This is a genomic window from Xanthomonas maliensis, assembly GCF_009192945.1.
Taxonomy (GTDB): Bacteria; Pseudomonadota; Gammaproteobacteria; order Xanthomonadales; family Xanthomonadaceae; genus Xanthomonas; species Xanthomonas maliensis.
Map to the genome: position 1 here is coordinate 18,607 of NZ_NSET01000011.1, position 24,227 is coordinate 42,833.

The window sequence follows — 24,227 nt, forward strand, 5'->3', positions numbered from 1 at the left end:
CCCATCGGCGGGCCGCGGCGGGAGTCAGCCGCGCTTGGCGCGGGCGAATGCCTCCGCCAAGGCATTGTTGGCCGGCGGTGTGCTGGGACGCGGCTTGGCGGCCGCCCCCGCACCGCGCCCGGCGCCATCGCGACGTCCGGCCGGCGCGCCGCCGCGCGACTCGCGCTGTCCAGCCGTTGCATCGGCCGGTGGCGGGCTATCGGACAGACGCCGCGTGAGCGCGATGCGCTTGCGCGCCACATCCACTTCCAGCACCTTGACCTTGACGATGTCCCCCGCCTTGACCACGTCGCGCGGATCCTTGACGAAGGTGTCGGCCAGCGCAGAAATATGCACCAGGCCGTCCTGATGCACGCCGATATCGACAAACGCGCCGAACGCGGCGACGTTGCTCACCACGCCTTCCAGCACCATGCCGGGCTTGAGGTCCTTGATGTCCTCCACGCCCTCGGCAAACTGCGCCGCCTTGAATTCCGGGCGCGGATCGCGACCTGGCTTTTCCAGCTCCTTGAGGATGTCGCGCACGGTCGGTACGCCGAACTGCTCGTCGGTGAACAGCTCCGGCTTGAGACTGCGCAGCAAGCTGCCATCACCGAGCAACGCCTTGATCGGCTTGCCGGTACTCCTCACGATGCGCTCGACCACCGGGTAGGCCTCCGGGTGCACCGCCGACACGTCCAGCGGCTGCTCGCCATCGGCGATCCGCAGGAAACCGGCGCATTGCTCGAACGTCTTGTCGCCCAGACGCGGCACCTTCAACAGCTCCTGGCGGCGTTTGAACGGGCCGTTATCGTCGCGATAGCGCACGATATTCTCCGCCACCGTGCTCGACAGACCCGATACGCGCGACAGCAGCGCGGCAGAAGCGGTGTTGACGTAGACGCCGACCGCATTGACGCAATCCTCCACCCTGGCGTCCAGCGCCTTGGCCAGCCGGTATTGATCGACATCGTGCTGGTACTGGCCCACGCCGATTGCCTTCGGCTCGATCTTGACCAACTCGGCCAGCGGATCCTGCAGCCGGCGCGCGATCGAGACCGCACCGCGCAGCGAGACATCCAGGTTGGGAAATTCCTTGGCGGCGAATTCAGACGCCGAATAGACCGAGGCGCCGGCTTCGCTGACCACGATCTTCTGCAAGCGCGCATTGCCACACAGCGCCATCGCTTCGCCGGCCAGCTTGTCGGTCTCACGGCTGGCGGTGCCATTGCCGATGGCGATCAACTCGACGTTGTGCTGCATGCACAGCTTCTTCAACGTCTGCAGCGACTGCTCCCACTGCCGCTTGGGTTCGTGCGGATAGATCGTCTCGGTCGCCACCAGTTTGCCGGTGGCGTCGACCACGGCGATCTTGCAGCCGGTGCGGATGCCAGGATCCAGACCGAGCACGGTCTTCGGCCCGGCCGGGGCCGCCAGCAGCAGATCCTTGAGGTTGTCGCCAAACACCGCGATCGCCTCGGCTTCGGCCTTCTCGCGCGCCTGGTTGAACAGGTCCAGCAACAAGTGCATGTGCAGTTTGGCGCGCCAGGTCAGCCGGCAGGCATCCAGCAGCCAGCGGTCGGCGGGCCGGCCCTGATCGGCGACGCCGGCACTGCGCGCAACCCGCCCTTCGGCGTATTGGTGCCCCGCTTCGGCGTCGCTGCCCGGATCCAGGTCCAGATAGAGGATTTCTTCGCGGCGGGCGCGGAACAATGCCAGCAACCGGTGCGAGGGAATCTTCGCCAGAGACTCGGCATGTTCGAAATAGTCGCGGTACTTGGCGCCCGCTTCCTGCTTGCCATCGGCCACGCGGGCACGGATCACCCCGTGCTCGGCCAGCCAGCCGCGCAACTCACCGACCAGTGCTGCGTCTTCGCCCCAGCGCTCCATCAGGATGGCGCGCGCACCTTCCAGGGCTGCCTTGCCATCGGCCACCCCCTTGTCCGCATCGACGTAGGCGGCCGCAGCCGTTTCGGGCGCTTGGGTCGGATCGGCCAGCAGGCCATCGGCCAGCGGCTCCAGCCCCGCCTCGCGGGCGATCTGCGCGCGCGTGCGGCGCTTGGGTTTATAAGGCAGATACAGATCTTCCAGGCGCGACTTGGTGTCGGCCGCGGCGATCTCGTCGCGCAATGCGTCGCTCAGCTTGCCTTGCTCGGCAATGCTGGCCAGCACCGCGGCGCGTCGCTCCTCCAGCTCGCGCAGATAGGTCAGGCGCGTCTCGAGATTGCGCAGCTGGGTATCGTCCAGGCCGCCGGTCACTTCCTTGCGGTAGCGGGCAATGAACGGGACGCTCGCGCCCTCGTCGAGAAGGCCGACTGCAGCACGCACTTGCGCGGGTTGGGCGCCGATCTCGTCGGCAATGGTGCGGGCGATCTGTTGGGCAAGCTGGCTGTCGTGCATGGCGGCGCGGCCGTGACCGCTTCACTGGAAAACGCCATTTTCGCAGTGCGCGGCGGCCGCGGAAACCCGTTGACAGGTCGCCGCGAACCTGGGTGTCGTCAGCTCAGCTGATGGGCATAGTGGCGTTCGGCACGCTCGGCCAGCAGGCTCTCCTGCAGCGATTCCAATGCCATCACGCGGATCTTGCCAACGTTCTTGAGCGGCACCATGCGCTCGACATAGATTTCCGGGCCACTCGCGGTCATGGTGCGGGACTTGCTGAAGCCATACGGCACGACGCCCTTATCGCCATCCTTGCTACCACCGACGTACAGGACAATCGACATACCTCACCTTCTTCTTGCAGTTGTTGCGTTGACGGCGCGAGCTTACGCGGGTCACCGTGAGGAGCCCTTGCACGCACGTTAACCCCAGCTGTTTGCGGTTTGGTGACCGCGTCAGGCCAGGGGCGCCTCACGACCGCTTCACCCCGCCAGGCCGTTCAATCCAGCGTCACCGAACTTTCCCAGGCGTGGCATGGATCTCAAAAGTGGTTATCCGTTCTGGTCGATCCGCAACGGCTTGATGCGCCCCTATCCGCGCCTGGAGCAAGACGTCCGCTGCGAAGTCGCGATCATCGGCGGTGGCGTCACCGCGGCGCTGATCGCGCACGAGTTGCTGCGCCATGGCCACGAGGTGGTGGTGATCGAGCAGCGTGAGATCGGCTGGGGCAGCACCTCCGCCAGCACCGCATTGCTGCAGTACGAAATCGACACGCCGATGGTGACGCTGGCACGACGTTATGGCATGCCCGCCGCTGCGTTGGCCTATGGGGCCTGCGCGCAGGCGATCGTGGACTTGCAGGATCTCTGCGACACCTTGGGCGGCTGCGACTTCACCCGCCAGGACAGCCTGTACTACGCCAGTCGCAGACGCGATGTGGGCGAGCTTCGTCAGGAGCTGCAGGTTCGACAGGCGCATGCCCTGCCGGTGCATTGGTTGGAGCGACAGGCGCTCTGGCACGACTACGGTGTCCGTGCCGACGGCGCCATCCTCAGCGAACTGGCTGCCAGCGTGGATCCTTACCGGCTGTGCTATCGCCTGTTCGCCGAGTGCGAACAATACGGTGCGCGCATCTACGACCGCACCACGGTCGCCGACCTGCAGGCCAGCGATGGCCACGTCACGCTACGCACCAGCGACGGCTGCACGGTTCACGCGCAACACGTGGTGATGGCGGCCGGGTATGGCAACCAGCAGTGGCTGTCGCAGCGCGTGGCGCGCAATCGCAGCAGCTACGCGTTTGTCACCGACCCGCTGCACGACAGCGACATGGGCGCCCTCCGCCACACCATGATGTGGGAGACCGCCCGTCCCTACCTCTACCTGCGCAGCACGCCCGACCGCCGCGTCGTCGCTGGCGGCGAGGACGACAACGTGGACATCCCCGCCCGCCGCAATGCACGTGTGCAAAGCAAGATGCGTCGGCTGCTGACGAAGATCCACACCGCCATGCCCGACATGCGTCTGCGGCCGGTGTTCTCCTGGGCTGGCACTTTCGCCGAGACGGCCGACGGGCTACCGTTTTTCGGCGCTCATCGCGAGCATGGGTCTCGCGTGCATTTCGCGATGGCCTACGGCGGCAATGGCATCACCTACAGCGCCATCGGCGCGGGGCTGGTGCGCGCAGCGATCGAGGGCAGCAATCACCCACTTGCCGCCCTGTTCGGCTTCGAGCGCCAGGCCTGAGGCCACCACGGCCACCAGCCGCGGCCCTGCATCGCATAGACATCGGCGGCGCGCTCCAGCGGATTGCGCACGTGGATGCCACCGCACAGCAGGTACAACGGCAGGAACAGCGGACCGAGCAGCATGTATTGGTAGACGTGCGCGCGCTCGTGGTCGCCCAGGCGGACATCGGGGTGACGACAGCGTCCGGCAGCGTGCGCATAGGTGGCGCAGCGCAGGTCAAGCGAAGCCCCCTTGAGCAGGATCACGTTGCCGAGCGTCATCGCCCCTCCCGGCCCCCACGGCCAGTCATCGAAGACCACCGCCAACTCGTCCGGCGACCAGCGCGGACGCGTACCAGCGCAACTGCCGATCAGGCCCAGCAAGGCTCCCAGCGCGGTATTGGGCAAGGTCCACACAGCGCCGGTGACCAGCAAGACCGAGCGCGCAGCGCGTCGTGCGCTCAGTCGGCCTGGTTTGGAATCAGTAGCCACAGGATCAGGTAGACCAGGATGCCCGGGAAGGCGGCCGAGGCGAGCGACACGATCACGAACAGGATGCGTAGCAGCGTGGAGCTCCAGCCGAACCGGTGCGCGATGCCGCCCATGACGCCGGCGATCATGCGGTCGTTGAGCGAACGGGAAAGCACGGTGGTGGACATGGCCAATCTCCAGGAAGCATGGCGCACAGTCTAGAGCGTGTGATGTACGTTGAGGTGAGCGGTTCGCACAGGGTGGCCGCCAGCGGCACGGAGCGGGCGCCGCGCTGATTGCTCAAGCCTCCGTGTCGCGTGCCTGCAGCCAGTGGTGGATCGCCGAGGGCACCTCGCGCTGCGCACGGCCGGAGACGTAGATGCCGATATGCCCGCCACGGAAGCTCAATTCGCTGTAATCGTCGCTACCGACCAGGCCGCGTAGCGCACGCGAGGCATCCGGCGGCACCAGATGATCCTGCTCGGCGTAGATGTTGAGAATCGGCAGATCCAGCGCCCGCAGATCGATCGCCTGCCCCGCGATGACGATCTCGCCGGTGACCAGCCCATTGCGCTGGTAGAACTGCTTGACGAACTCGCGGAAAGCCTCGCCGGCCAGATCCGGCGAATCGAAGATCCATTTCTCCATGCGCAGGAAGTCCTCCAGCGCCTGCTTGTCGTCGAGGATGTCCAGCAAGCCCACGTACTTCTGCAGATTGAGCCGGAATGGCTTGAGCATCAGGTAGCTGGCATTCATCAGATCCGCCGGCACGTTGCCCAGGGTGTCGACGAACAGGTCCACGTCAACCAACCGGGCCCAGTTGGACAGCATGTTGTCCGGCGTGTGGAAATCGACCGGCGTGACCATGGTGATCAGGTTGCGCAGCTTGGGACGTTGCAAGGCGCCATAGCACAGCGAGAATGTGCCGCCCTGGCAGATGCCGAGAACGTCGATCGCCTCCTGCCCCGACTGCGCACGCAGGTGATCCACCGCGCCGTCGATGAAGCGCAATAGATAATCTTCCAGCGTGAGATAGCGCTCGGAGCGGTCCGGATAGCCCCAGTCCAGTACGTAGACGTCCTGGCCCAGCGCCAGCAAGCCCTTGACCAGCGACCGGTCGGCCTGCAGGTCGACCATATAAGGGCGGTTGACCAGTGCGTAGACGATCAGCAGCGGCGTGCGCGCCACCGGTGCCTGCTCGCCAATGAAGCGATACAGCACGACCTTGCCGTCGCGCCACACTTCCTCGCGGGCGGTAACGCCGTAGTCCACCTCGTCCAGTCCGGGCAGCAGCGACAATCCTTCGCGCAGCTTGCGCTGCATGGACAAGGTCTCCTGCAACAAATCCTCGGCGCTGAATCCCAGCGGACCCTTCATGGTTGCGACCCACGCCCCGGGCGGCGCGCGCGCGAGGCGCCGGCGGACGGCTTGCGCGCCGTCGCGCCTGCATCGGCGCTCCGGCCTGGCGGGTCTGCCGCTGGCTGCGGCCGAGCGGCGGCGGACGGCTGCGGGCGACCGGCCTGCAGCATCCGCCGCATCGCACGTTCCAGTTCGGTGATGCGGCGATGGGCGGCATCCATTTCTGCACGGGTCGGCAGGCCGAAGCGCTCGCATAGCTGCTCCATTTCCTGCTGCAAGGCTGAGCGCAGCCGCATGTGGGCATTGGCGAAACGGGCGTAGACTTCGCGGAACTGCTCGGACAGCGCCACCTGCGCATAGGCTTCCTCGGCCGCCTCGATCCACAGATCGAACAAGGCACGTGCGCTGGTCAACTGGCTTCCGCTGCCCTCGTGCGCGGCGAGCTTGGCCTCAAACCCGGCAAAGGCTTGCTCGATGGCCGCCTTGAGCTGGTCGAGATAGGCCTGCGCCTGCACTTGGTACTCCTGTTGCGCGCGTGCCAGCGCCTGCCAGCGCGTCTGCTGGTTGCGGTGCAGGCCGAAAGCAGGCATCTGCAGCCAGGGCGCATGCTCCTGCTGCCAGCGCTCCAGACTCTGGGCCGCCTGCTGCAACCAGGGATCGAAGCCGACGCCGCTGGCGCCGCGCATCGCGCCCATGGTCATGTGCAACCACTGCTCGCCCTGCCCCTGCACCGCGCGGCGCCAGGCGTCGGCCACCTCATTGGCGGACGTATCGCGGCCGGCGAACTGCGCTGCCACCTGCTGCATGGTGCCGAACCAGTCGCCCGCCTGGTCGCGGAAACGCCCCACGGCGTCCTGCGTCTGCGGCGCGGCCTGGGCCGGCAACAGTTGCGACCACCAGTCCACCGCCTGGCGCCATCCTGGCGTTGCGTCGCCCGCCGGCGACGCAGTGGCCGTGGCACCGGCCGTCGATGTGGTGCCGGCCGCGGCCGCCTGGCCTTGACGCAGGGCGTCACCCCACGCGCTCCAGTACTGCCGGGCCAGGTCCTCGAAGTTGCCGTTGTCCGGCGTCTTGCTGGTCATCGCGCGCCCCGTTGCCTGCTCACTGCAGTCATCCTACCGCGTCGCCCGCGCGACGCGCTCAAGGTTTGGGAATACGCAGGGTCTTGCTGATCATCAGCGAGCCGGAGACCGCAAACACCAGCACCAGCGGATGCAACTGCCAGGGGCCCAGCTGCCACTGCCCCCACCACAGCGCTTCGCCGATCCGGCCCACACTGGCCGCGACCGCCAGCAGGATGACCAGCAGCAGGCTGGTTGGAATCGGCGTACCCTCGAAATACGGCACCTTGTCGGCAGAGCCGGCGATCTCTTCGGCCGTGACGTTGTAGCGCGCCAGCCGGCTCACCCCACAGCAGACGAAATAGCTCAGCACCAGCCAGTCCCAACCGCCCTGCATGCCACAGGCATAGCCCAATGCGGCCGGCGCCACCCCGAACGAGATCACGTCGGCCAGCGAGTCGAGCTCGCGCCCCAGGGTGGAGGACGCCTTGCGCCAGCGTGCCACATGGCCATCCAGCGCATCGAAGACGAAGGCCAGCGGAATCAGCGCCATGCCCAGCAATAGGTCGCCGCGGTGCCCCTCCTGCAGAAAGCGCATCGCCGCGAAGATCGCCCCGGTGCCGCAGAACGCATTGGCCAGTGTGAACCAGTCCGCCAGTTGAAAGTCGCGCAGCATCGAGAAGTGGCGTTTCATGCAGTGCCCAAGAAGATTCAGGAGCAAAGGGTAGCCTGCAACACATCATCCAGGCGACCTGGGCGGCAAGCTCGGCTACGCTCGTGACCGATGGCGCCATCCGGCGCCCCATCTTGAAGGAGCTGCGATGCATAGCATTCTGATCACTGGCGCTGGCAGCGGCATTGGCGCTGGCCTGGCCAGCGCGTTGGCCGCCGCCGGCCACCATGTGATCGCCAGCGACATGGACCTGGCGGCGGCCGGACAGACCGCCGCCCAGGTGCGTGACGCCGGCGGTAGTGCCGAGGCGTTGGCCCTGGACGTGACCGACGACGCCGGCATCGCGGCGGCGTTGGCCGGACTGGCGCGCCCGCCACAGGTGTTGGTCAACAACGCCGGCCTGCAGCAGGTCGCGCCGCTGGAAGAATTCCCGATGCAGCGCTGGGCGCTGCTAGTGGATGTGATGCTGACCGGTGCGGCGCGCCTGAGCCGCGCGCTGCTGCCAGGCATGCGTGCAGCCGGCTACGGCCGCATCGTCAACATCGGCAGCATCCACTCGCTGGTCGCCAGCCCCTACAAGAGTGCCTACGTGGCTGCCAAGCATGGCCTGACCGGGCTGGCCAAGGTGCTGGCGCTGGAGACCGCCGACTGCGATATCACCGTCAATACGCTCTGCCCCAGCTACGTCCGTACCCCGCTTGTGGACAAGCAGATCGCCGACCAGGCGAGGCTGCGCGGCTTGTCGGAGGAGGCCGTGGTCCGGGAAGTGATGCTGAAGCCAATGCCCAAGGGGGTGTTCATCGGCATCGACGAGTTGGCCGGGACGCTCACGTTTCTGATGTCGCCAGCAGCCCGCAACATCACCGGCCAGGCTCTGGCGATCGACGGCGGCTGGACCGCGCAGTAGGCCTGGTGAAATATTCATCACGCCAATGGAGTGCGTTCTATCGCAAGGACGTTGGCGGGTTGTCCACAGCCTTACTGAGCTTTGATCCACAGTTCTTGTGGAGAACTGCACGTCTCGCGCGCCCAACTAGAGCCTGCACGAACGCCCGCGCTAGACGCGTGAGTAGTTCCACGACTGCAGACGGCCATCGCGGTAAGGCATGACGCCGTGGAACGTCCGCGGATCGCCATCGAAGACCAGCGGCAGGAAGTGGCGATCGCCCTCCCACATCGGCAACTGGTCCAAGGCGTCGATGGCGACCCACTCCAGGCTGCCCTCGACATTGTGGGTCAGCGGTTGGCCCTGGAAGCTGCGGATCAGGAAGACGAACCCCATCCAGTCCTCGCCATGCTTGCCAAAGCCAGGCCAGCTGATGGTGCCGCGCAACTCCATCTTTCCGCATTCCACTCCCGCCTCTTCGCGGATCTCGCGCTGCATGCAGGCCAGCACATCCTCGTCCGCCTCGAGCTTGCCGCCCAGTCCGTTGTACTTCCCCAGATGGTGGTCGCCCGGCCGCGCATTGCGGTGGACCATCAGGACCTGGGTGCCATCGGCGGACAGCAGATAGCCAAGGGTGGCGACGATCGGGGTATAGGGCATGACGAATCTGGCGCAAAGCGCGGCAGTATGCCGCAACGCGTGGGCGTACGGGTGGGTGACGCTCAGCCGACCGCGGCGCGTGGACTGGCGCGCGGAGGCACCACGTCGGTGCGGTCCAGCCGCAAGGTGGCCACGCCATGGCCGCGCTCTGCCAGGTACTCCAGCCACTTGCCCAGGAAGGTATTCATCCGCATGCGGTGACTGATGAGCTCGGCAGGTGGCGGGAACATCCCCATGACGTCCTGCCAGCGCCGCCCCACGTAACAATGGGTCGTCTCGGCCTGGCGCGCGTCGCGGTAAAGGCGGACATAAGCGGATGGGTCCGGTTCACCGGTCACCGGATCGCACAGGTCATAGGTCAAACGCAGTTCGACCGTATAGCGGTGGCATTCGATCACATCCAGCCGCAGGTCCAGGCCATCGCCGATCGCGGAGAGGTAGGAGCCAGGTGCCAGGTCGGCCGGTGCGAATAACCGGTTCAGATGCTGAAAGTTTTCCGCATACAGCCCCATCAACCAGCCGAAGCGACTAAGCCGGGGAATGCGTTCGAGTTTGCTCAATGCGTGCGCCATGCCCCGATCCTACACGCTGCGCCGCCGCACGGGCAGCATTGACGCCCTGCCCGCTCCAGGCCTACCTTGCAAGACGACCCGCCGCTCCGCGCCAGGCGGTACGATGCTCGGGCGGGGCGCGACGCCGTCAGAACATCTCGCGCTGCAGCCCCAGCGTGGACAGCACCTTGCTGGAGATTTCCTCGATCGAGGTATGCGTGGTGCTGAGGGTGGGAATCCGCTCGGTCTGGAACATCCGCTCGGCGATGGCCACCTCGCGACGACAGGTTTCCGGCGCGCTGTAGCGCGAGTTGGCGCGACGTTCCTGGCGAATCTGCTGCAAACGCTCCGGGTCGATGGTCAGCCCGAACAATTTGCTGCGGTAGTTGCGTAGCCGCGGCGGCAGGCGTTCGCTCTCCAGATCCTCGTCTGTCAACGGATAGTTGGCGGCGCGGATGCCGTAATGCAGGGCCAGATAGATGCAGGTCGGGGTCTTGCCCGCTCTTGAAACCGCTACCAGGATGACGTCGGCCTCGTCGTAGTTGATGGCGATGCCGTCATCGTGACTGAGCGCAAAGTTCATCGCATTGATACGGCGATGATAGGTTTCGAAGTCCACCATGCCGTGCGCACGCCCCACGCGCGAATGGCGCGGCGCATTGAGCTCGCGCTCCAGCGGCTCGATGAAAGGCGCGAACACATCCAGCATCAGCGCGCCGCTTTCGGCCAGCAGCATGCTCAGTTGCGGATCGACACAGGAGTTGACCACCACCGGCCGCACCTGGTAACGCTCGCCGGCCGCACGAATGCGCAGCGCAGCGTCGCGCGCCTTGTCGGCGTCGTCGATGAACGCCATCCGATCGGTGACGAAGTTGAATCCGCTGAACTGCGTAAGCAAGCTATGTCCAATGGTTTCAGCGGTGATACCGGTTCCATCGGACACGTAGAACACCGGTCGAATCGTTGACATCAGCTCCACCTCTTTGAACTCGCGTACAGAACTTGCATGTTCATGCTTGTGCAGGCTCCGCTGTGCGCTGCATCATAGCGACTTCTTCCTACGGACGCGGCCATCAGCCCGCCTCGGGCGATGGCCAAACGGAGCATCGCGCTTGAACGAGAATATCCTGTGGTTGCATGAGCTGCGCCTGGCCGATCTGGCCCGCGTGGGCGGTAAGAACTCCTCACTTGGCGAGATGATTGGCAATCTGGCGGGACTCGGCGTGTCTGTACCCGGTGGCTATGCAACCACCGCCCAAGCATTCAAGAACTTCATCGCCCATAACGATCTGTCCAAGCGCATCTTCGACAAGCTGCAGACCTTGGATGTGGAAGACGTGGGCGCACTGACGGTTGCCGGCAAGGAGATCCGCGGCTGGGTCACCGACGCGCCGTTGCAGCCGGAGCTGGATCGCGACATCCGCAGCGCCTACGCCACGCTATGCGCCGACAACGGCGGTGGCGAGGTTGCCGTAGCGGTGCGCTCCTCGGCCACCGCCGAAGATCTGCCGGATGCATCCTTCGCCGGCCAGCAGGAAACGTTCCTCAATGTCACCGGTGCCGACGATGTCGTGCACAAGGTCAAGGAAGTCTTCGCCAGCCTGTACAACGATCGTGCCATCGCCTATCGCGTCCACCACGGCTTCAAGCACGAGGACGTGTTCCTGTCGGCCGGCGTGCAGCTGATGGTGCGCTCGGGCGTCGGCTCGTCGGGCGTGCTGTTCACCCTGGACACCGAGTCCGGCTTCCGCGATGTGGTGTTCGTGACGTCCAGCTTCGGCCTGGGCGAGATGGTGGTACAAGGCGCGGTCAATCCGGACGAGTTTTACGTCTACAAGCCCACGCTGACCGCCGGCAAGCCGGCGATCCTGCGCCGCTCGCTCGGCAGCAAGGCGATCCGCATGGTCTATTCGGATGTGCCCGGCGAGCGCGTGCGCACCGAGGACACCCCAGACGACCTGCGCAAGACCTTCTCGATCAGCGACGAAGACGTGCAGGAACTGTCCAAGCAGGCGCTGGTGATCGAAAAGCACTACGGCCGCCCGATGGATATCGAGTGGGCCAAGGACGGTGTCAGCGGCAAGCTGTTCATCGTGCAGGCACGCCCGGAGACAGTGAAGTCGCGCAGCCATGCCACCCAGATCGAGCGCTTTGCGCTGGAAGCCAAGGACGCCAAGGTGCTGGCCGAAGGTCGCGCCGTCGGTGCCAAGATCGGCAGCGGCGTGGCGCGCGTGGTGCGTTCGTTGGACGACATGAATCGTGTACAGCCTGGCGATGTATTGATCGCCGACATGACCGACCCGGACTGGGAACCGGTGATGAAGCGCGCCTCGGCGATCGTCACCAATCGCGGTGGACGTACCTGCCACGCCGCCATCATCGCGCGTGAGCTCGGTGTGCCTGCCGTGGTCGGCTCGGGTAATGCGACCACCGTGATCGAGGACGGCCAGGAAGTCACCGTCAGCTGTGCCGAGGGCGACACCGGCTTCATCTACGAAGGCAAACTGGCGTTCGAGCGCACCACGACCGATCTGGGCAACATGCCGCCGGCGCCGCTGAAGATCATGATGAACGTCGCCAACCCGGAGCGTGCGTTCGACTTCGGTCAGCTGCCCAACGCCGGCATCGGCCTGGCGCGCCTGGAGATGATCATCGCCTCGCATATCGGCGTGCATCCCAATGCCTTGCTGGAATACGACAAGCAGGATGCCGACGTCCGCAAGAAGATAGACGCCAAGATCGCTGGCTATGGCGACCCGGTCAGCTTCTACGTCAACCGCCTGGCCGAAGGCATCGCCACGCTGACCGCGTCGGTCGCGCCGAATACGGTGATCGTGCGCCTGTCGGACTTTAAGTCCAACGAGTATGCCAACCTGATCGGCGGGCCGCGCTACGAGCCGCACGAAGAGAATCCGATGATCGGCTTCCGTGGCGCCAGCCGCTACGTCGACCCGTCCTTCACCAAGGCCTTTGCGCTGGAATGCAAGGCAGTGCTGAAGGTGCGCAACGAGATGGGGCTGGACAACCTGTGGGTCATGATCCCGTTCGTGCGCACGCTGGAGGAAGGCCGCAAGGTGATCGAAGTGCTGGAGCAGAACGGGCTCAAGCAAGGCGAGAACGGTCTGAAGATCATCATGATGTGCGAGCTGCCGTCCAACGCGCTGCTGGCCGATGAGTTCCTGGAAATCTTCGACGGCTTCTCGATCGGCTCCAACGACCTGACCCAGCTGACCCTGGGCCTGGACCGCGACTCGTCGATCGTCGCCCACCTGTTCGATGAGCGGAACCTGGCGGTCAAGAAGCTGCTGTCCATGGCGATCAAATCGGCACGCGCCAAGGGCAAGTATGTCGGCATCTGCGGCCAGGGGCCGTCCGACCATCCGGAACTGGCCGAGTGGTTGATGCAGGAAGGCATCGAGTCGGTGTCGTTGAATCCGGACACTGTCGTCGATACCTGGCTGCGCCTGGCCAAGCTCAAGAGCGAAGGCTGATGGCCCTGCCTGGCGTGATGGCGGCGGCAACGGGCGCGGCAGCGGCCCCCCACCCTGCCGCCAAGGCGCAGGCATTCAGTTGGGCTCACCTCGATTGGGCGCAATACGCGCTCAATTGGGGTGTTGCCCTGGTCATCCTGGTGGTCGGCATGTGGCTGGCCAAGCAGCTCAGCCAGTGGCTGCACCGCGCGCTCACGCGCGCGCGCATCGAGACCACACTGACCAATTTCCTGCGCAACGTGTCCTACGCGTTGTTGCTGGTGTTGGTCTTTGTGACCGCATTGAGCAAGATCGGCGTGCCGCCGACGTCGCTGATTGCGGTATTGGGCGCCGCCGGCCTGGCGGTGGGTCTGGCGCTGAAGGATTCGCTGTCCAATATCGCCGCCGGCGTGATGTTGATCGTGCTGCGACCGATGCGCGATGGCGACCATGTGGTGGTGGCTGGACAGGAAGGCGTGGTCGATGAGATCCGCATTTTTCAGACCCGCCTGCGCACCTTCGACGAACGCATGGTGACGCTGCCCAACAGCACGATCACCACCGCACCGATCGTCAATTACAGCACCCTGCCCAACCGCCGCCTGGAGGTCACCGTGGGCGTGGGCTACGGCGATGACCTGAAGAAGGCACAGCAGTTATTGCTGCAGATCGCCAAGGACAATCCCAATGTACTGGAGTCCCCTGCGCCTTTCGTCCAGGTCACCAACCTGGGCGAGAGTGCAGTGGATCTGATGTTGTTCGCCTACGCGGCCAATGCCAACTTCGGTGCCGCCAAGAGCAGCGTGCTGGAACAGATCCGCAACCAGTTGCTGCAGAACGGACTCAATATCCCTTATCCGCAGCGCGATCTGCACGTCTATCACCACGATGCCGACGGCAAGCCGATCGCCGATCTATTGCGCAAGAGCGTGGTCGACGACGGCGACCTGAGCCAGGGGCCACCGCTGGCTCGGTGAAGCTGGCCGGCAGCGAGCACGACGCTCGCGATCGGCTGCATCGCAAGCCGCTACGCTGGAAGCCCATCACCCGACCCCATCGCACCCGACCCCATCGATCACCCCGGCTCCACGGCACGATGCGCGGGCACCGTGCGATCCCGAGCCTGCCCGGCTCAGGCCGGCACGCCCGCCTCGGGATCGCCGCCCAGTGCCCCCATGAACTGCCGGTAGTGGCGCAGTTCGTCGATCGAATCGCGGACGTCGCTGAGCGCGGTATGCGCCGAACTTTTGGCCACTCCTGCCACCACCCCCGGCGCCCAGCGTCGGGCCAGTTCCTTGAGCGTGGACACGTCCAGATTGCGGTAGTGGAAATAGCGCTCCAGCCGCGGCATCTGCCGGTGCAGGAAGCGCCGGTCCTGGCAGATCGAATTGCCGCACATCGGCGAGGCCCCGGCCTTGATCCAGGCTGTCAGGAAGGCCACCGTCTGCGCCTCGGCCTGTGCATGCGAAACCTCGCTGTCGAGCACGCGCTGCCACAGTCCCGAGCGGCGGTGCTGGTTGCGATTCCACTCGTCCATCGCTTCGAGCGTCTCCAACGGATGGGAAATGGCCAGCTCAGGACCCTCGGCAAGCACGTTCAACTGCGCATCGGTGACGATGGTGGCGATCTCGATGATGGAGTCGCGGTCGGGGTCCAGGCCGGTCATCTCCAGATCGATCCAGATCAGTCGGTCATTGCCTGCGGAGTTGTCTGCCATGTCACCGTCCTGTGGAAGGCCGTCGTCGGCCGCTACTGAAAGGGCGCGCATGATACCGCGGCCGTGACGCTCACGATACGCGCGGTGGCTTGCCGCGCTTGGCGCGGAAGTAATTGGTCAGCATTCGCCCCGCCACGTCGGCCAGGACGCCCCCGGCGACCTCGACCCGATGATTGTGCCGTGGATCGGCCAGCAGGTCGAAGACGCTGCCGCAGGCACCGGTCTTGGGATCGCTGGCCGCGAACACGACCCGGGCAACGCGCGCGTGCACCATCGCCATGGCACACATCGCGCATGGCTCCAGGGTCACGTACAGCGTGCACCCCAGCAAACGATGGTTGCGCAGGCGGCGCCCGCCTTCGCGCAGCGCCATGATCTCGGCATGCGCGCTGGGATCGTGGCTGGCGATGTTGTAGTTCCAGCCCTCGCCGATGACCTCGCCCTGCGCGTCCACCAGCACGGCACCGACCGGGATTTCGTCATAGTCGTGCTCGGCACGCTCGGCCAATCGCACCGCGTGCTGCATCCACTGCAGGTCGACCTGCGCCTGTGGCGTCGCCATCGTCGAGGCCTGCGGTGCGCTCATGGCATCGCGCCCTCCTGGCGCTCGAGGAAGGCGGCAAACGCTGCCAGCGTGGCTTCGCTCACATGGTGCTCGATGCCCTCGGCGTCACGCCGTGCAGTGGCTTCGTCCACGCCCAGCGCGAGCAAGAAACGCTCGACCAACTGGTGGCGCAGCCGACTGGCGGCGGCCAGTGCCTCGCCGGCCGGGGTCAGGAACACCCCGCGATATGGCCGCTGCACGACCCAACCGTCGCGCACCAGGCGCTTGAGCATCTTGGCCACGGTCGGTTGCGCCACGCCCAGTCGGGCGGCGATGTCGACCTGGCGGGCTTCGCCGCCGTCCACCAACAAGTCGGAAATCAACTCGACGTAGTCCTCGACCAGTTCGGCGCGGCGGGCCTCACGCACCTGCCGAAAGCTCTCCACATGCACCTGCGCATCGATCAGGACCGGCGCGGCCGCCTCCACCTTTTCGTTCTTACCCACCCTGGTCTGTCCTCTGGCTCGCGCTCGGCCTCACTGCCGCGTTGCCTAGTGTGAAGCACCACGTCGATCATTACGATTGAGTTTGCCAATGCTCAACAGCATAGCAATTGCTATATCATGCGATCCATCCCCCGAGTGCTCCGTCCTATGGACCTCCGCGCCTCCCCATCCGATCCAGCCTCGCGCCCCCCCGGCCACGCCGGCCTGGGCGATCACCACGCCTGCATCGCCGTCCCCAACGGCGGCCACTGGTGGCCGCGGCTGCTGGCGTTCCTGGGTCCCGGCTATATGGTGTCGGTGGGCTATATGGACCCCGGCAACTGGGCGACCGATCTGGCCGGCGGTGCGCAGTTCGGCTATCTGCTGTTGTCGGTGATCCTGTTGTCCAATCTGATGGCGATCGTGCTGCAGAGCCTGTCGGCACGGCTGGGGATCGCCACCGGCCTGGATCTGGCGCAGGCCTGCCGTGCACGCTACCGCCCCGGCCTCAACCTGGCGCTATGGGGGTTGTGCGAACTGGCGATCATCGCCTGCGACCTGGCCGAGGTCATCGGCACTGCGATCGCGTTGAAATTGCTGTTCGGCCTTCCATTGCTGTGGGGCGCGTTGATCACCGCCTTGGACGTGGTGCTGGTGCTGATGCTGATGGACCGCGGCTTCCGCGCACTGGAAGCCTTCGTGATCGCCTTGTTGCTGGTGATCTTCGGTTGTTTCGCCATCCAGATCGCCATGGCTGCGCCACCGATCGCCACCCTGTTGGCCGGTTTCGTGCCGCGCACCCAGGTGGTGACCGATCCGCATGCCCTCTACCTGGCAATCGGCATCATCGGCGCGACGGTGATGCCGCACAATCTGTATCTGCACTCCTCGATCGTGCAGACGCGTGCGTATCCCCGCACCGACAGCGGACGTCGCTCGGCACTGCGCTGGGCGGTCACCGACAGCACGGTGGCGTTGATGTTCGCGCTGGGCATCAACGCGGCGATCCTGATCCTGGCCGCGGCAGTGTTCCATGCGCAGGGCCGTACCGATGTGCAGGACATCGAGCAGGCGCATGCCTTGCTGGCGCCGATGCTGGGAGCTGGGCTGGCCTCGACCTTGTTCGCGGTGGCGTTGCTGGCCTCCGGCATCAACTCCACGATCACTGCGACCCTGGCCGGACAAATCGTCATGGAAGGCTTTCTGCGGCTGCGACTGCGGCCGTGGGTGCGACGGCTGCTGACGCGTGGCATCGCCATCGTGCCGGTGATCGCGGTGACCTGGTGGTATGGCGATGCCGGCACTGCGCGGCTGCTGGTCCTGAGCCAGGTGGTGCTGTCGATGCAGTTGCCGTTCGCCGTGATCCCGCTGGTGCAGTTCACTGCCGACCGGCGTTTGATGGGTGCATTGGTGGCGCCACCGTGGCTGGTACGGCTGGCCTGGGGCATCGCCGCGTTGATCGTGGTGCTGAACCTCAAACTGCTATGGGACACCGCGCTGAGCTGACATCCGTCCTGCGCCGGTAGCGCATGCCGCCGAGGCAACGCACCGCCTGCAGGCCGACCATGCGGCGTCGACCTGCAGGCGCACGCATCAACGCTTGGCGAACGCCAGCAGATCCTGGTTGAACTGCTCGGTGTGGGTAAACGTCAAACCGTGCGAGCCACCGGCATAGATCTTCAGTTCGGCGTTCTTGATGATCTCGGCCGAGCGCCTGGCCGACGCATCGATCGGCACGATCTGGTCGTCGTCGCCATGCACCACCAGTGTCGGTACGTCGATCTTCTTCAGGTCCGGGGTGTAGTCGACTTCGGAGAACTGCTTGATGCAGTCGTATTGCCCCTTGTGGCCGCCCAGCATGCCCTGCAGCCAGAAGGAATCGCGCATGCCCTGGGTGACCTTGTGACCCTGGCGATTGGCACCGAAGAATGGCGTGGTCAGATCCTGGTAGAACTGCGAGCGGTCCTTGGCCACGCCCTCGCGGATGCCGTCGAACACGCTCATCGGCAGACCGCCGGGATTGGTCGGGCTCTTCACCATCTGCGGCGGCACCGCGCCGACCAGCACGACCTTGGCCACGCGCTTGCTGCCATGGCGGCCGACGTAGTGTGCCACTTCACCGCCGCCGGTCGAATGGCCGACCAGGATGGCCTCGTGCAGGTCGAGCTTTTCGATCACCGCCGCCAGGTCGTCGGCGTAGGTGTCCATGTCGTTGCCGTCCCAGGTTTGCGATGAGCGCCCGTGGCTGCGACGGTCGTGGGCAATGACTCGGAAGCCGTGCTGTCCCATGAACAGCATCTGCGCATCCCAGGCGTCGGCGGTCAGCGGCCAGCCATGCGAGAACACGACCGGCTGACCCTTGCCCCAATCCTTGTAGAAGATCTGGGCGCCATCGGGGCGAGTGACGAAATTGGACATCGGGGAGACTCCGTGCTGGGTGGACTGATGCGGGGATGGGGAAGCGGCCGCGGCCGCGCCGACAACAGCTGGCAACGACAACGCTGCCAATGTGGCCGTACTGGCGATGAGAAAATTGCGACGCCCGGCATCGCTTGGGGTCGTCTGGATCGGATCCATTGAGGCTCCTGGAACGGGGACATGCAGGGGGCGTCAGCGGCAAAAGGGCCGTCTGCCGGCAGCGGATGTGGTGCGATGAACGCGCCCACGCGACCGATGCATCTCCCAGTGAAACGTGCGGCCGGGGTGGCGGATTGCATCTGTGTGCGCAGTCCGCGCGCGTGGCGCAGCCGACCTCGTTTCACTGCAGGACCCAGTTGGCCAGCAGGAATCCGCAGCTCATCGCCACCACCAACACCGCGCCGGTGAGCCGCGGTGGCGCCGGCAGCGGCAGGTCCAGCAAGCGGCAGCCGATGCCGATCACCGCCGCCAGCAGCAAGCCGACCAGCGTCATGCTCATGCAGCTTCCCGCCCGCGTCCGCTTGGTCCGCCGCAGTGCACATGCTGCCTGGTCGCGCGGCGGGCGAGCCAGCGATCGGCCAAGCTGTACCCGCAGGTCATCGCCAGCACCAACAAGGCGCCGACCAAAGCCGTCGGCGCGGGCGACGGAATCCCCATCACGCGGCAGCCGAAACCGATCGCCACACCCAGCACCAGGCTGGCCGCGAACTTGAGTGCCATGCGCATCTCAGTGCTCCATCCTTGGCGCATGCGGTGGCTCAGCGCCGCCGACGAAGTGGCGTACCTGCGGTGGCTCGTTGCCTTGATGCAGCAGGCGCAGGCGCTCCTGCAGCTGCCGATCCTCGCCGGTGACCCGCTCGTGCTGGCGTAGATGCTCCAGCCAGGACGCCGCCAGGAAATACTCCAGTTGCACTCCAGGTGCGGCAACGTCTTCGGCCACGCCCCAGATCACCGCACCGTCGCGACGCCGCGCCACGCCCAACTGTGTCAGCAAGGCAAGGAACTCGGCGCGATCGGCGTCGGCGATGCGGTACTCCACCGTCACCAGCACCGGCCCTCGGTCGTGCGCGATACCCGTGGTTCCGACCGGTTCCGGCCAGTGCCCGGCTGGCGCCAGATCCAGCTGCTCGGTGCCGGCGATGCGCGCCCGCCGCACGAGGATCGCCGCGATCACTGCACCGGCAGCGGCGATCTGTAGCGCGGTGGCGATCGAAGTGCGCTGCGCCAGCGCCCCCCACAGCAGCGAACCGCTCGCCATGCCCAGCGAGAACACCACGATATACAGCGCCAACGCGCGTGCCCGCACCCATGCCGGCACCGCGGTCTGTGCGGCGATCTGCAACGACGACAGCACGCTGATCCAGGCCAGGCCATTGAACAGCATCACCACGCACAGCACGCCGAACTGGCGCGACAGCGCCAATCCGAGCAGCGAGGCAGCGCACAGCAGGGTGGCGACGAACACCAGCAGGTCGCGGTCGTACCGTGCGCGCAGCCGCGGCAACAGCAGTGCGCCGCCGATGGCGCCGATCCCGATGCAGCCCAGCAGGATGCCATAGCTCCCTGCCCCCAGCCCCATGTCGCGACGGACCACCAGCGGCAGCAGCGCGGTCACCGCGCTGGCGAACAGGAAGAAGCCACCTGCCTTGATCAGCACCGCTTGCAGGCGCCCGGCGCGCGCGGCGTACCGTAGCCCGGCCCGCAGGCCGGCGCCGAAGCCCTCCGGCGGCAGACGCATCGCCGGCACCGCCCGTCGCCAGCGCCACAACACTGCCAGCATCAGCGCAAAGCTCACGCCGTTGAGCAGGAAGGCCCACGGCGGCCCGAACCGAGCGACGATCAAGCCACCGATCGCAGGTCCGATCGAGCGCGCGATATTCATCCCGATCGAGTTCAATGCCACCGCCGAGGCGAGCATCGGGCGCGGCACCAGTTCGGACACGATCGCCGCTTGCGCCGGCATCGCCATCGCCGCCCCCACGCCCATCGCAAACGTCAGCACCACCAGCATCCACGGCGTGAGCAATTGCAGGTGCGCCAATACCGCCAAGCTGGCTGCGACCAGCAACATCCAGCCCTGGGTGAGCAGCAAGTAGCGGCGACGATCCACGCTATCGGCCAGCGTCCCGGCGGCCAGCGCCAGCAGCACCACCGGCAAGGTCGTGGCCGATTGCACCGCGGCCACCATCAACGGTGAACCGGTCTGCGAGGCCATCACCCAGGTCGCGGCGACATCGTTGACCCAGGTCCCGATGTTGCTGCCGAGGATCGCCAGCCAGAGACTGCGAAACAGCGGTGCGCATAACGGTGCCCAGGCGCCGTCATCTTCGGCGGCGGCGGTGGTCATGAGAGCCCTCCCGAAACGAGCGACCAGGCACGACGATCGCGCCAGGCCGCGTTCGCCGTGCGCCGGTGGCGCGGTGTCAGAACGCGAAGCATGCACACCCCAACGCACCCCAGAAACCACGCAAATCCTCGCTGGGAATCGCCTGCTTCGCGGCATGCCGATGCGCGCCATGCGCGCGACAGTGGTGTCCGTGCGCTGGGAGCATGGCGGCCACTCCGTCGACGCGACCGCCGACGTGATAGCCGCCAAAGCGATTGACCGGCGACCAATCCGGCATCGCCGGTGGCAGCGACGGCGCCAGCGCGGCGAAGTCGCCGTCGCCATGCACGATGCGTCCGCCCAGGACGGTCAGCACACTGTTGATATCGGCGATGTCTGCCTCATCGACACGAAAGTAGTCCTGCGAGAGCACGATGAAATCGGCCAGCTGGCCGATGGCCAACGTGCCCTTGCGCTGCTGCTCATCGGAGAACCAGGCGCTGCCCTGCGTCCATAGACGCAGCGCGGCCTCGCGGTCCAGCAGGTTGTCCTCGCCATACAGGGCCAGACCGCTGACGGTGCGCCCGGTCACCAGCCACGACAAGGCCACCCAGGGGTTGTAGCTGGCCACGCGCGTGGCATCGGTGCCGGCACCAACCGGCACGCCGGCTGCCAGCATGCGGCGGATCGGCGGCGTCTGGCGGGCCGCCTGCACACCATAGCGCTCGACGAAGGCCTCGCCTTGGTACGCCATGCGGTGCTGGACCGCGATCCCACCGCCCAACGCGGCGATTCGGTCGATATTGCGGGCGCCGATGGTCTCGGCGTGATCGATGAACCAGTGCAGGCCATCGAAGGGAATCTGCGCGTCGACCCGCTCGTAGACGTCGAGGATGCGGGTGATGCTCTCGTCGTAGGTGGCATGGATGCGGAACGGCCAGCGCTTTTCCACCAGCAAACGCACCACCTGCTCCAGGTCCGGCTCCAGCGTGGCGGGTAGCTCCGGCCGTGGCTCGCTGAACTGCTCGAAGTCGGCTGCCGAGAACACCAGCATTTCGCCGGCACCGTTGTGACGCAGCAGATCGTCGCCCTGCCCCATCGGCACCCGCTCGGTCCAGCGCCGGAAGTCGTCGACCTCCTGGCCCTTGTTCTGGGTGAACAGGTTGTAGGCGATGCGCACGCTCAGCTGAGCGTCGGCGTGCAGCTGTTCGATGACCTGGTAGTCCTCAGGATAGTTCTGCAAACCGCCGCCGGCATCGATCACCGAGGTGATGCCCAGGCGATTGAGTTCGCGCATGAAATGACGGGTGGAATTGCGCTGGTACTCCACCGGCAAGCGTGGGCCCTTGGCCAGGCTGGCATACAGGATCAACGCATTGGGCTTGGCCAGCAGCAGGCCGGTCGGGTTGCCCAGCTTGTCGCGCACCAACTGCCCACCCGGCGGGTCGGGCGTGTGCTTGTCGTAGCCACAGGCCCGCAGCGCGGCTTGATTGAGCAGCGCACGGTCGTACAGATGCAACAGGAACACGGGGGTGTCGGGCGCCAACGCATTGAGCTCTGCCAAGGTCGGAAGACGCTTTTCGACGAACTGCTGGGCAGTGAATCCACCCACGACACGCACCCATTGCGGTGCTGGCGTGCGTGCGACTTGCGCCTTGAGCAGCGCCATCGCGTCGGCCAGCGAGCGCAATCCATCCCAGCGCAATTCCAGGTTGTAGTTGAGTCCGCCACGAATCAGATGGGTATGACTGTCGTTGAGTCCAGGCACGACCCGGCGCTGGCCGGCATCGATGACGCGCGCATCCTTTGCCAGTGCCATGATCTGGGCGTCGTCGCCGACCGCGACGATGCGACCATCGCGCACCGCCAGTGCACTGGCATGCGGTTGGCGTGGGTCGAGCGTACTGATCCGTGCATTGCGAATGACCAGATCGGCCATCGATGCTGTCCTCTCGGTCGTCATCGCAGACGGAAGTGCGGCCGTGGCCAAGCCAGTGGCCGCAAGCTGCAGCAGCTGACGGCGACGCCGGGCGTACCGCGCGTGGGTAGTGGCGCGATCAATGTCCGCCTTCCTGGGCGCCGAACATGCGCTTGGCGTACTGGATCCCGAGGCCGTAGCCGCCGGCATGCGCGCGTGCGATGCCGGTGGTCAGCGCGTAGGTCTCCGACCGCGCCCAGTCGCGTTGCAATTCCAGCAGGTATTGCAGGCTGGTGATCGGCACGGCCCCTGCCTGCACCATCCGGGTCACCGCACGCTCATGGGCCTCTTCGCTGACATCGCCGCAGGCATCGGTGACCACGTAGACCTCGAACCCTTGCGCGATGGCCGACAACGCCGGGCCGACGATGCACACACTGGTCCACAACCCTGCAAGTACAAGCCGCTGCTTGCCGATGGCATTGATCCGCGCGATCACCGCCGCGTCTTCCCAGGCATTCATGCTGGTGCGGTCGTACACCGTTTCGTTGGCGAGAATGTCCGCCAGCTCGGGAAACAGGGGACCGGAAAACGACGCCTCCGCCACCGTGGTCACCAGCACCGGCAGCTGGAAGCCGCTGGCTGCCTTGGCGATCAGTGCGACATTGTTGCGCAATGCCGAAATATCGCTGCTGTGGGTGGCAAAAGCCATCTGCGATTGGTGGTCGATCAGGATCAGTGCGTGATCGTCGGGCGACAACAAGCGATTGCCGGGCACTGCGGTGGCGGTGCTCATGGGTGGCGCTCCTGGAGTGGCAAAAAGACGGGATTTCCTGTTGGCGCGTGCCCCGCCTGAGCGGCGAAACGTGCCGGCGTACAGCCGGTGGCATGACGGAAGCTGCGGACGAAATGGCTCTGGTCGAAGAAGCACAGGTCGCAGGCGATCTGGCTGATGCTGTGGCGCCCTTCGCGCAACAGCGCCTGTGCGCGGGCGATGCGACGGCGACGCAGATAATCCATCGGACTGATGCCAACCAACGCGCGAAACACACGAGCGAAATGGAACCGACTCATGCAGGCGACTGCGGCGAGCTCGCCAGCACTGATGGGCTCGCACAGATGCGCTTCGATGTGGCGCATGGCGCGCGCCACCCCGCGGGCACGCGAGGCAGCACTGCGGGATGTGACATCGATGCCGGCGATCTCGCATGCGGCGGCAGGGGCAAGAGCCATGGGCGTCTCCGGAAGATGACAAGCATGGTGACGCCAGCATCGACAGCGCCCTACCCCGGATGGTGAGAGTCGCCGCTCCCTCTTTGGAGGTAGCGCAGCCGCCCACGCGTGCGCCAGCGACTATCCGCCGTCGGCCCCGCCGCAACATTGCGCAACAACGCGACACCGCATTGTCGGACTGCAGTCGATACAGCGCTGCGCATCACGCGCCAGCACTGCCCAACGCGATGCCCACGCATTGAACGGAGCGCCGCCAACATCGCGTCGGTGCGCGCGCAATCGCCGCGAGCTCGCCCTCTCCTAACCGAGCCGGACCGCCATGTCCTCCCCCGAAAGAGGCGGTGGTGATTCCCCCGGCTTGATCGGA

At 65.9% G+C, this 24,227-nt stretch carries 24 protein-coding genes and 1 pseudogene; 5 read left to right on the plus strand and 20 right to left on the minus strand.

Annotation, left to right across the window (positions count from 1 at the left end; genetic code table 11):
• Positions 1–24: 24 nt before the first annotated feature.
• Together CKY51_RS03150 and CKY51_RS03155 are read right to left on the minus strand one after the other, a co-directional pair.
• Positions 25–2,379, minus strand: a complete 2,355-nt coding sequence (locus CKY51_RS03150) for a Tex family protein (RefSeq protein WP_152248874.1) — start codon at positions 2,377–2,379, stop codon at positions 25–27.
• Between the two features lie 98 nt (positions 2,380–2,477).
• Complete coding sequence (locus CKY51_RS03155) at positions 2,478–2,705, minus strand: hypothetical protein (protein WP_022971760.1); 228 nt, start codon at positions 2,703–2,705, stop codon at positions 2,478–2,480.
• A 190-nt stretch (positions 2,706–2,895) separates the two neighbouring features.
• On the opposite strand from CKY51_RS03155, the gene CKY51_RS03160 reads away from it, so the two are divergent.
• Positions 2,896–4,107: an NAD(P)/FAD-dependent oxidoreductase gene (locus CKY51_RS03160; protein WP_022971761.1), complete on the plus strand. Its 1,212-nt coding sequence runs from the start codon at positions 2,896–2,898 to the stop codon at positions 4,105–4,107.
• Here CKY51_RS03160 and CKY51_RS03165 read toward each other — a convergent pair.
• The 5 genes and pseudogenes from CKY51_RS03165 to CKY51_RS03185 all read right to left on the minus strand — a co-directional run bounded on the left by CKY51_RS03165 (position 4,065) and on the right by CKY51_RS03185 (position 7,673).
• A complete protein-coding gene (locus CKY51_RS03165) occupies positions 4,065–4,523 on the minus strand; it encodes a hypothetical protein (RefSeq protein WP_022971762.1) in 459 nt (152 codons plus the stop codon). The genes CKY51_RS03160 and CKY51_RS03165 overlap by 43 nt on opposite strands.
• A gap of 26 nt (positions 4,524–4,549) precedes the next feature.
• Entirely contained in the window at positions 4,550–4,747 is a 198-nt protein-coding gene (locus tag CKY51_RS03170; RefSeq protein ID WP_022971763.1) for a PspC domain-containing protein, read from the minus strand.
• A 112-nt stretch (positions 4,748–4,859) separates the two neighbouring features.
• Positions 4,860–5,936 carry a class III poly(R)-hydroxyalkanoic acid synthase subunit PhaC gene (locus tag CKY51_RS03175; RefSeq protein ID WP_152248875.1) on the minus strand — a complete coding sequence of 359 codons (1,077 nt, stop codon included), beginning with the start codon at positions 5,934–5,936 and terminating at the stop codon, positions 4,860–4,862.
• Positions 5,937–5,950: 14 nt separating this feature from the next.
• Positions 5,951–7,000, minus strand: a pseudogene (gene phaE / locus CKY51_RS03180) (class III poly(R)-hydroxyalkanoic acid synthase subunit PhaE); the annotation flags it as partial.
• A 58-nt stretch (positions 7,001–7,058) separates the two neighbouring features.
• A complete protein-coding gene (locus CKY51_RS03185; RefSeq protein ID WP_022972400.1) occupies positions 7,059–7,673 on the minus strand; it encodes a CDP-alcohol phosphatidyltransferase family protein in 615 nt (204 codons plus the stop codon).
• 127 nt (positions 7,674–7,800) lie between these two features.
• On the opposite strand from CKY51_RS03185, the gene CKY51_RS03190 reads away from it, so the two are divergent.
• Positions 7,801–8,559, plus strand: coding sequence for a 3-hydroxybutyrate dehydrogenase (locus CKY51_RS03190; protein ID WP_022972399.1), 759 nt, complete (start codon positions 7,801–7,803; stop codon positions 8,557–8,559).
• Between the two features lie 150 nt (positions 8,560–8,709).
• Here the strand turns inward: CKY51_RS03190 and CKY51_RS03195 are convergent, their stop codons facing one another.
• The 3 genes from CKY51_RS03195 to ppsR all read right to left on the minus strand — a co-directional run bounded on the left by CKY51_RS03195 (position 8,710) and on the right by ppsR (position 10,719).
• Positions 8,710–9,198 carry an NUDIX hydrolase gene (locus CKY51_RS03195; RefSeq protein WP_022972398.1) on the minus strand — a complete coding sequence of 163 codons (489 nt, stop codon included), beginning with the start codon at positions 9,196–9,198 and terminating at the stop codon, positions 8,710–8,712.
• 62 nt (positions 9,199–9,260) lie between these two features.
• The gene (locus CKY51_RS03200) at positions 9,261–9,770 is read right to left on the minus strand and encodes a DUF1249 domain-containing protein (protein WP_022972397.1); all 510 of its coding nucleotides are present in this window, start codon (positions 9,768–9,770) and stop codon (positions 9,261–9,263) included.
• Between the two features lie 127 nt (positions 9,771–9,897).
• Positions 9,898–10,719, minus strand: a complete 822-nt coding sequence (gene ppsR, locus CKY51_RS03205; protein WP_031339803.1) for a posphoenolpyruvate synthetase regulatory kinase/phosphorylase PpsR — start codon at positions 10,717–10,719, stop codon at positions 9,898–9,900.
• Positions 10,720–10,861: 142 nt separating this feature from the next.
• Here ppsR and ppsA point away from each other — a divergent pair, with 142 nt between their 5' ends.
• Both ppsA and CKY51_RS03215 read left to right on the plus strand, forming a co-directional pair.
• A complete protein-coding gene (gene ppsA, locus CKY51_RS03210; RefSeq protein WP_152248877.1) occupies positions 10,862–13,240 on the plus strand; it encodes a phosphoenolpyruvate synthase in 2,379 nt (792 codons plus the stop codon).
• Positions 13,240–14,196, plus strand: a complete 957-nt coding sequence (locus CKY51_RS03215; RefSeq protein WP_170292286.1) for a mechanosensitive ion channel family protein — start codon at positions 13,240–13,242, stop codon at positions 14,194–14,196. Before ppsA ends, CKY51_RS03215 begins: the two co-directional genes overlap by 1 nt.
• Positions 14,197–14,351: 155 nt before the next feature.
• Here the strand turns inward: CKY51_RS03215 and orn are convergent, their stop codons facing one another.
• The 3 genes from orn to mntR all read right to left on the minus strand — a co-directional run bounded on the left by orn (position 14,352) and on the right by mntR (position 15,986).
• Complete coding sequence (gene orn, locus CKY51_RS03220) at positions 14,352–14,936, minus strand: oligoribonuclease (protein WP_152248878.1); 585 nt, start codon at positions 14,934–14,936, stop codon at positions 14,352–14,354.
• A gap of 70 nt (positions 14,937–15,006) precedes the next feature.
• The gene (gene tadA / locus CKY51_RS03225; RefSeq protein WP_022972392.1) at positions 15,007–15,522 is read right to left on the minus strand and encodes a tRNA adenosine(34) deaminase TadA; all 516 of its coding nucleotides are present in this window, start codon (positions 15,520–15,522) and stop codon (positions 15,007–15,009) included.
• Positions 15,519–15,986, minus strand: coding sequence for a manganese-binding transcriptional regulator MntR (gene mntR, locus CKY51_RS03230; protein WP_022972391.1), 468 nt, complete (start codon positions 15,984–15,986; stop codon positions 15,519–15,521). The genes tadA and mntR overlap by 4 nt, the downstream gene beginning before the upstream one ends.
• A 147-nt stretch (positions 15,987–16,133) precedes the next feature.
• On the opposite strand from mntR, the gene CKY51_RS03235 reads away from it, so the two are divergent.
• Positions 16,134–17,471: an Nramp family divalent metal transporter gene (locus CKY51_RS03235; protein ID WP_022972390.1), complete on the plus strand. Its 1,338-nt coding sequence runs from the start codon at positions 16,134–16,136 to the stop codon at positions 17,469–17,471.
• An 87-nt stretch (positions 17,472–17,558) separates the two neighbouring features.
• Here CKY51_RS03235 and CKY51_RS03240 read toward each other — a convergent pair whose 3' ends face one another.
• From CKY51_RS03240 to CKY51_RS03270, 7 genes are all read right to left on the minus strand, one after another.
• Positions 17,559–18,383, minus strand: a complete 825-nt coding sequence (locus tag CKY51_RS03240; protein ID WP_152248879.1) for an alpha/beta fold hydrolase — start codon at positions 18,381–18,383, stop codon at positions 17,559–17,561.
• Between the two features lie 340 nt (positions 18,384–18,723).
• On the minus strand, positions 18,724–18,882 hold the full coding sequence (locus tag CKY51_RS03245) for a XapX domain-containing protein (RefSeq protein WP_152248880.1): 159 nt from the start codon (positions 18,880–18,882) through the stop codon (positions 18,724–18,726).
• Positions 18,879–19,103 (minus strand): DUF1427 family protein, encoded by a 225-nt coding sequence (locus tag CKY51_RS03250; RefSeq protein ID WP_031339797.1) that lies wholly within the window; start codon positions 19,101–19,103, stop codon positions 18,879–18,881. Before CKY51_RS03250 ends, CKY51_RS03245 begins: the two co-directional genes overlap by 4 nt.
• Before the next feature lie 7 nt (positions 19,104–19,110).
• Positions 19,111–20,730 (minus strand): MFS transporter, encoded by a 1,620-nt coding sequence (locus tag CKY51_RS03255; RefSeq protein ID WP_022972386.1) that lies wholly within the window; start codon positions 20,728–20,730, stop codon positions 19,111–19,113.
• Between the two features lie 76 nt (positions 20,731–20,806).
• On the minus strand, positions 20,807–22,648 hold the full coding sequence (locus CKY51_RS03260) for an amidohydrolase (protein WP_022972385.1): 1,842 nt from the start codon (positions 22,646–22,648) through the stop codon (positions 20,807–20,809).
• A gap of 118 nt (positions 22,649–22,766) precedes the next feature.
• A complete protein-coding gene (locus CKY51_RS03265; RefSeq protein WP_022972384.1) occupies positions 22,767–23,423 on the minus strand; it encodes a hydrolase in 657 nt (218 codons plus the stop codon).
• The gene (locus tag CKY51_RS03270; RefSeq protein WP_052172259.1) at positions 23,420–23,860 is read right to left on the minus strand and encodes a helix-turn-helix transcriptional regulator; all 441 of its coding nucleotides are present in this window, start codon (positions 23,858–23,860) and stop codon (positions 23,420–23,422) included. The genes CKY51_RS03265 and CKY51_RS03270 overlap by 4 nt, the downstream gene beginning before the upstream one ends.
• Between the last annotated feature and the right edge of the window lie 367 nt (positions 23,861–24,227).

What these genes read in the sequence shown, in the direction of transcription:
- CKY51_RS03190 (WP_022972399.1), top strand. Translation starts at nt 7,801, where the DNA reads ATGCATAGCATTCTGATCACTGGCGCTGGCAGCGGCATTGGCGCTGGC.
- CKY51_RS03260 (WP_022972385.1), bottom strand. Translation starts at nt 22,648, where the DNA reads ATGGCCGATCTGGTCATTCGCAATGCACGGATCAGTACGCTCGACCCA.
- CKY51_RS03200 (WP_022972397.1), bottom strand. Translation starts at nt 9,770, where the DNA reads ATGGCGCACGCATTGAGCAAACTCGAACGCATTCCCCGGCTTAGTCGC.
- CKY51_RS03160 (WP_022971761.1), top strand. Translation starts at nt 2,896, where the DNA reads ATGGATCTCAAAAGTGGTTATCCGTTCTGGTCGATCCGCAACGGCTTG.
- CKY51_RS03215 (WP_170292286.1), top strand. Translation starts at nt 13,240, where the DNA reads ATGGCCCTGCCTGGCGTGATGGCGGCGGCAACGGGCGCGGCAGCGGCC.
- CKY51_RS03245 (WP_152248880.1), bottom strand. Translation starts at nt 18,882, where the DNA reads ATGAGCATGACGCTGGTCGGCTTGCTGCTGGCGGCGGTGATCGGCATC.
- CKY51_RS03170 (WP_022971763.1), bottom strand. Translation starts at nt 4,747, where the DNA reads ATGTCCACCACCGTGCTTTCCCGTTCGCTCAACGACCGCATGATCGCC.
- CKY51_RS03270 (WP_052172259.1), bottom strand. Translation starts at nt 23,860, where the DNA reads ATGGCTCTTGCCCCTGCCGCCGCATGCGAGATCGCCGGCATCGATGTC.
- tadA (WP_022972392.1), bottom strand. Translation starts at nt 15,522, where the DNA reads ATGAGCGCACCGCAGGCCTCGACGATGGCGACGCCACAGGCGCAGGTC.
- CKY51_RS03255 (WP_022972386.1), bottom strand. Translation starts at nt 20,730, where the DNA reads ATGACCACCGCCGCCGCCGAAGATGACGGCGCCTGGGCACCGTTATGC.
- CKY51_RS03250 (WP_031339797.1), bottom strand. Translation starts at nt 19,103, where the DNA reads ATGGCACTCAAGTTCGCGGCCAGCCTGGTGCTGGGTGTGGCGATCGGT.
- CKY51_RS03265 (WP_022972384.1), bottom strand. Translation starts at nt 23,423, where the DNA reads ATGAGCACCGCCACCGCAGTGCCCGGCAATCGCTTGTTGTCGCCCGAC.
- CKY51_RS03195 (WP_022972398.1), bottom strand. Translation starts at nt 9,198, where the DNA reads ATGCCCTATACCCCGATCGTCGCCACCCTTGGCTATCTGCTGTCCGCC.
- ppsR (WP_031339803.1), bottom strand. Translation starts at nt 10,719, where the DNA reads ATGTCAACGATTCGACCGGTGTTCTACGTGTCCGATGGAACCGGTATC.
- CKY51_RS03155 (WP_022971760.1), bottom strand. Translation starts at nt 2,705, where the DNA reads ATGTCGATTGTCCTGTACGTCGGTGGTAGCAAGGATGGCGATAAGGGC.
- CKY51_RS03150 (WP_152248874.1), bottom strand. Translation starts at nt 2,379, where the DNA reads ATGCACGACAGCCAGCTTGCCCAACAGATCGCCCGCACCATTGCCGAC.
- CKY51_RS03235 (WP_022972390.1), top strand. Translation starts at nt 16,134, where the DNA reads ATGGACCTCCGCGCCTCCCCATCCGATCCAGCCTCGCGCCCCCCCGGC.
- orn (WP_152248878.1), bottom strand. Translation starts at nt 14,936, where the DNA reads ATGGCAGACAACTCCGCAGGCAATGACCGACTGATCTGGATCGATCTG.
- CKY51_RS03240 (WP_152248879.1), bottom strand. Translation starts at nt 18,383, where the DNA reads ATGTCCAATTTCGTCACTCGCCCCGATGGCGCCCAGATCTTCTACAAG.
- CKY51_RS03175 (WP_152248875.1), bottom strand. Translation starts at nt 5,936, where the DNA reads ATGAAGGGTCCGCTGGGATTCAGCGCCGAGGATTTGTTGCAGGAGACC.
- CKY51_RS03185 (WP_022972400.1), bottom strand. Translation starts at nt 7,673, where the DNA reads ATGAAACGCCACTTCTCGATGCTGCGCGACTTTCAACTGGCGGACTGG.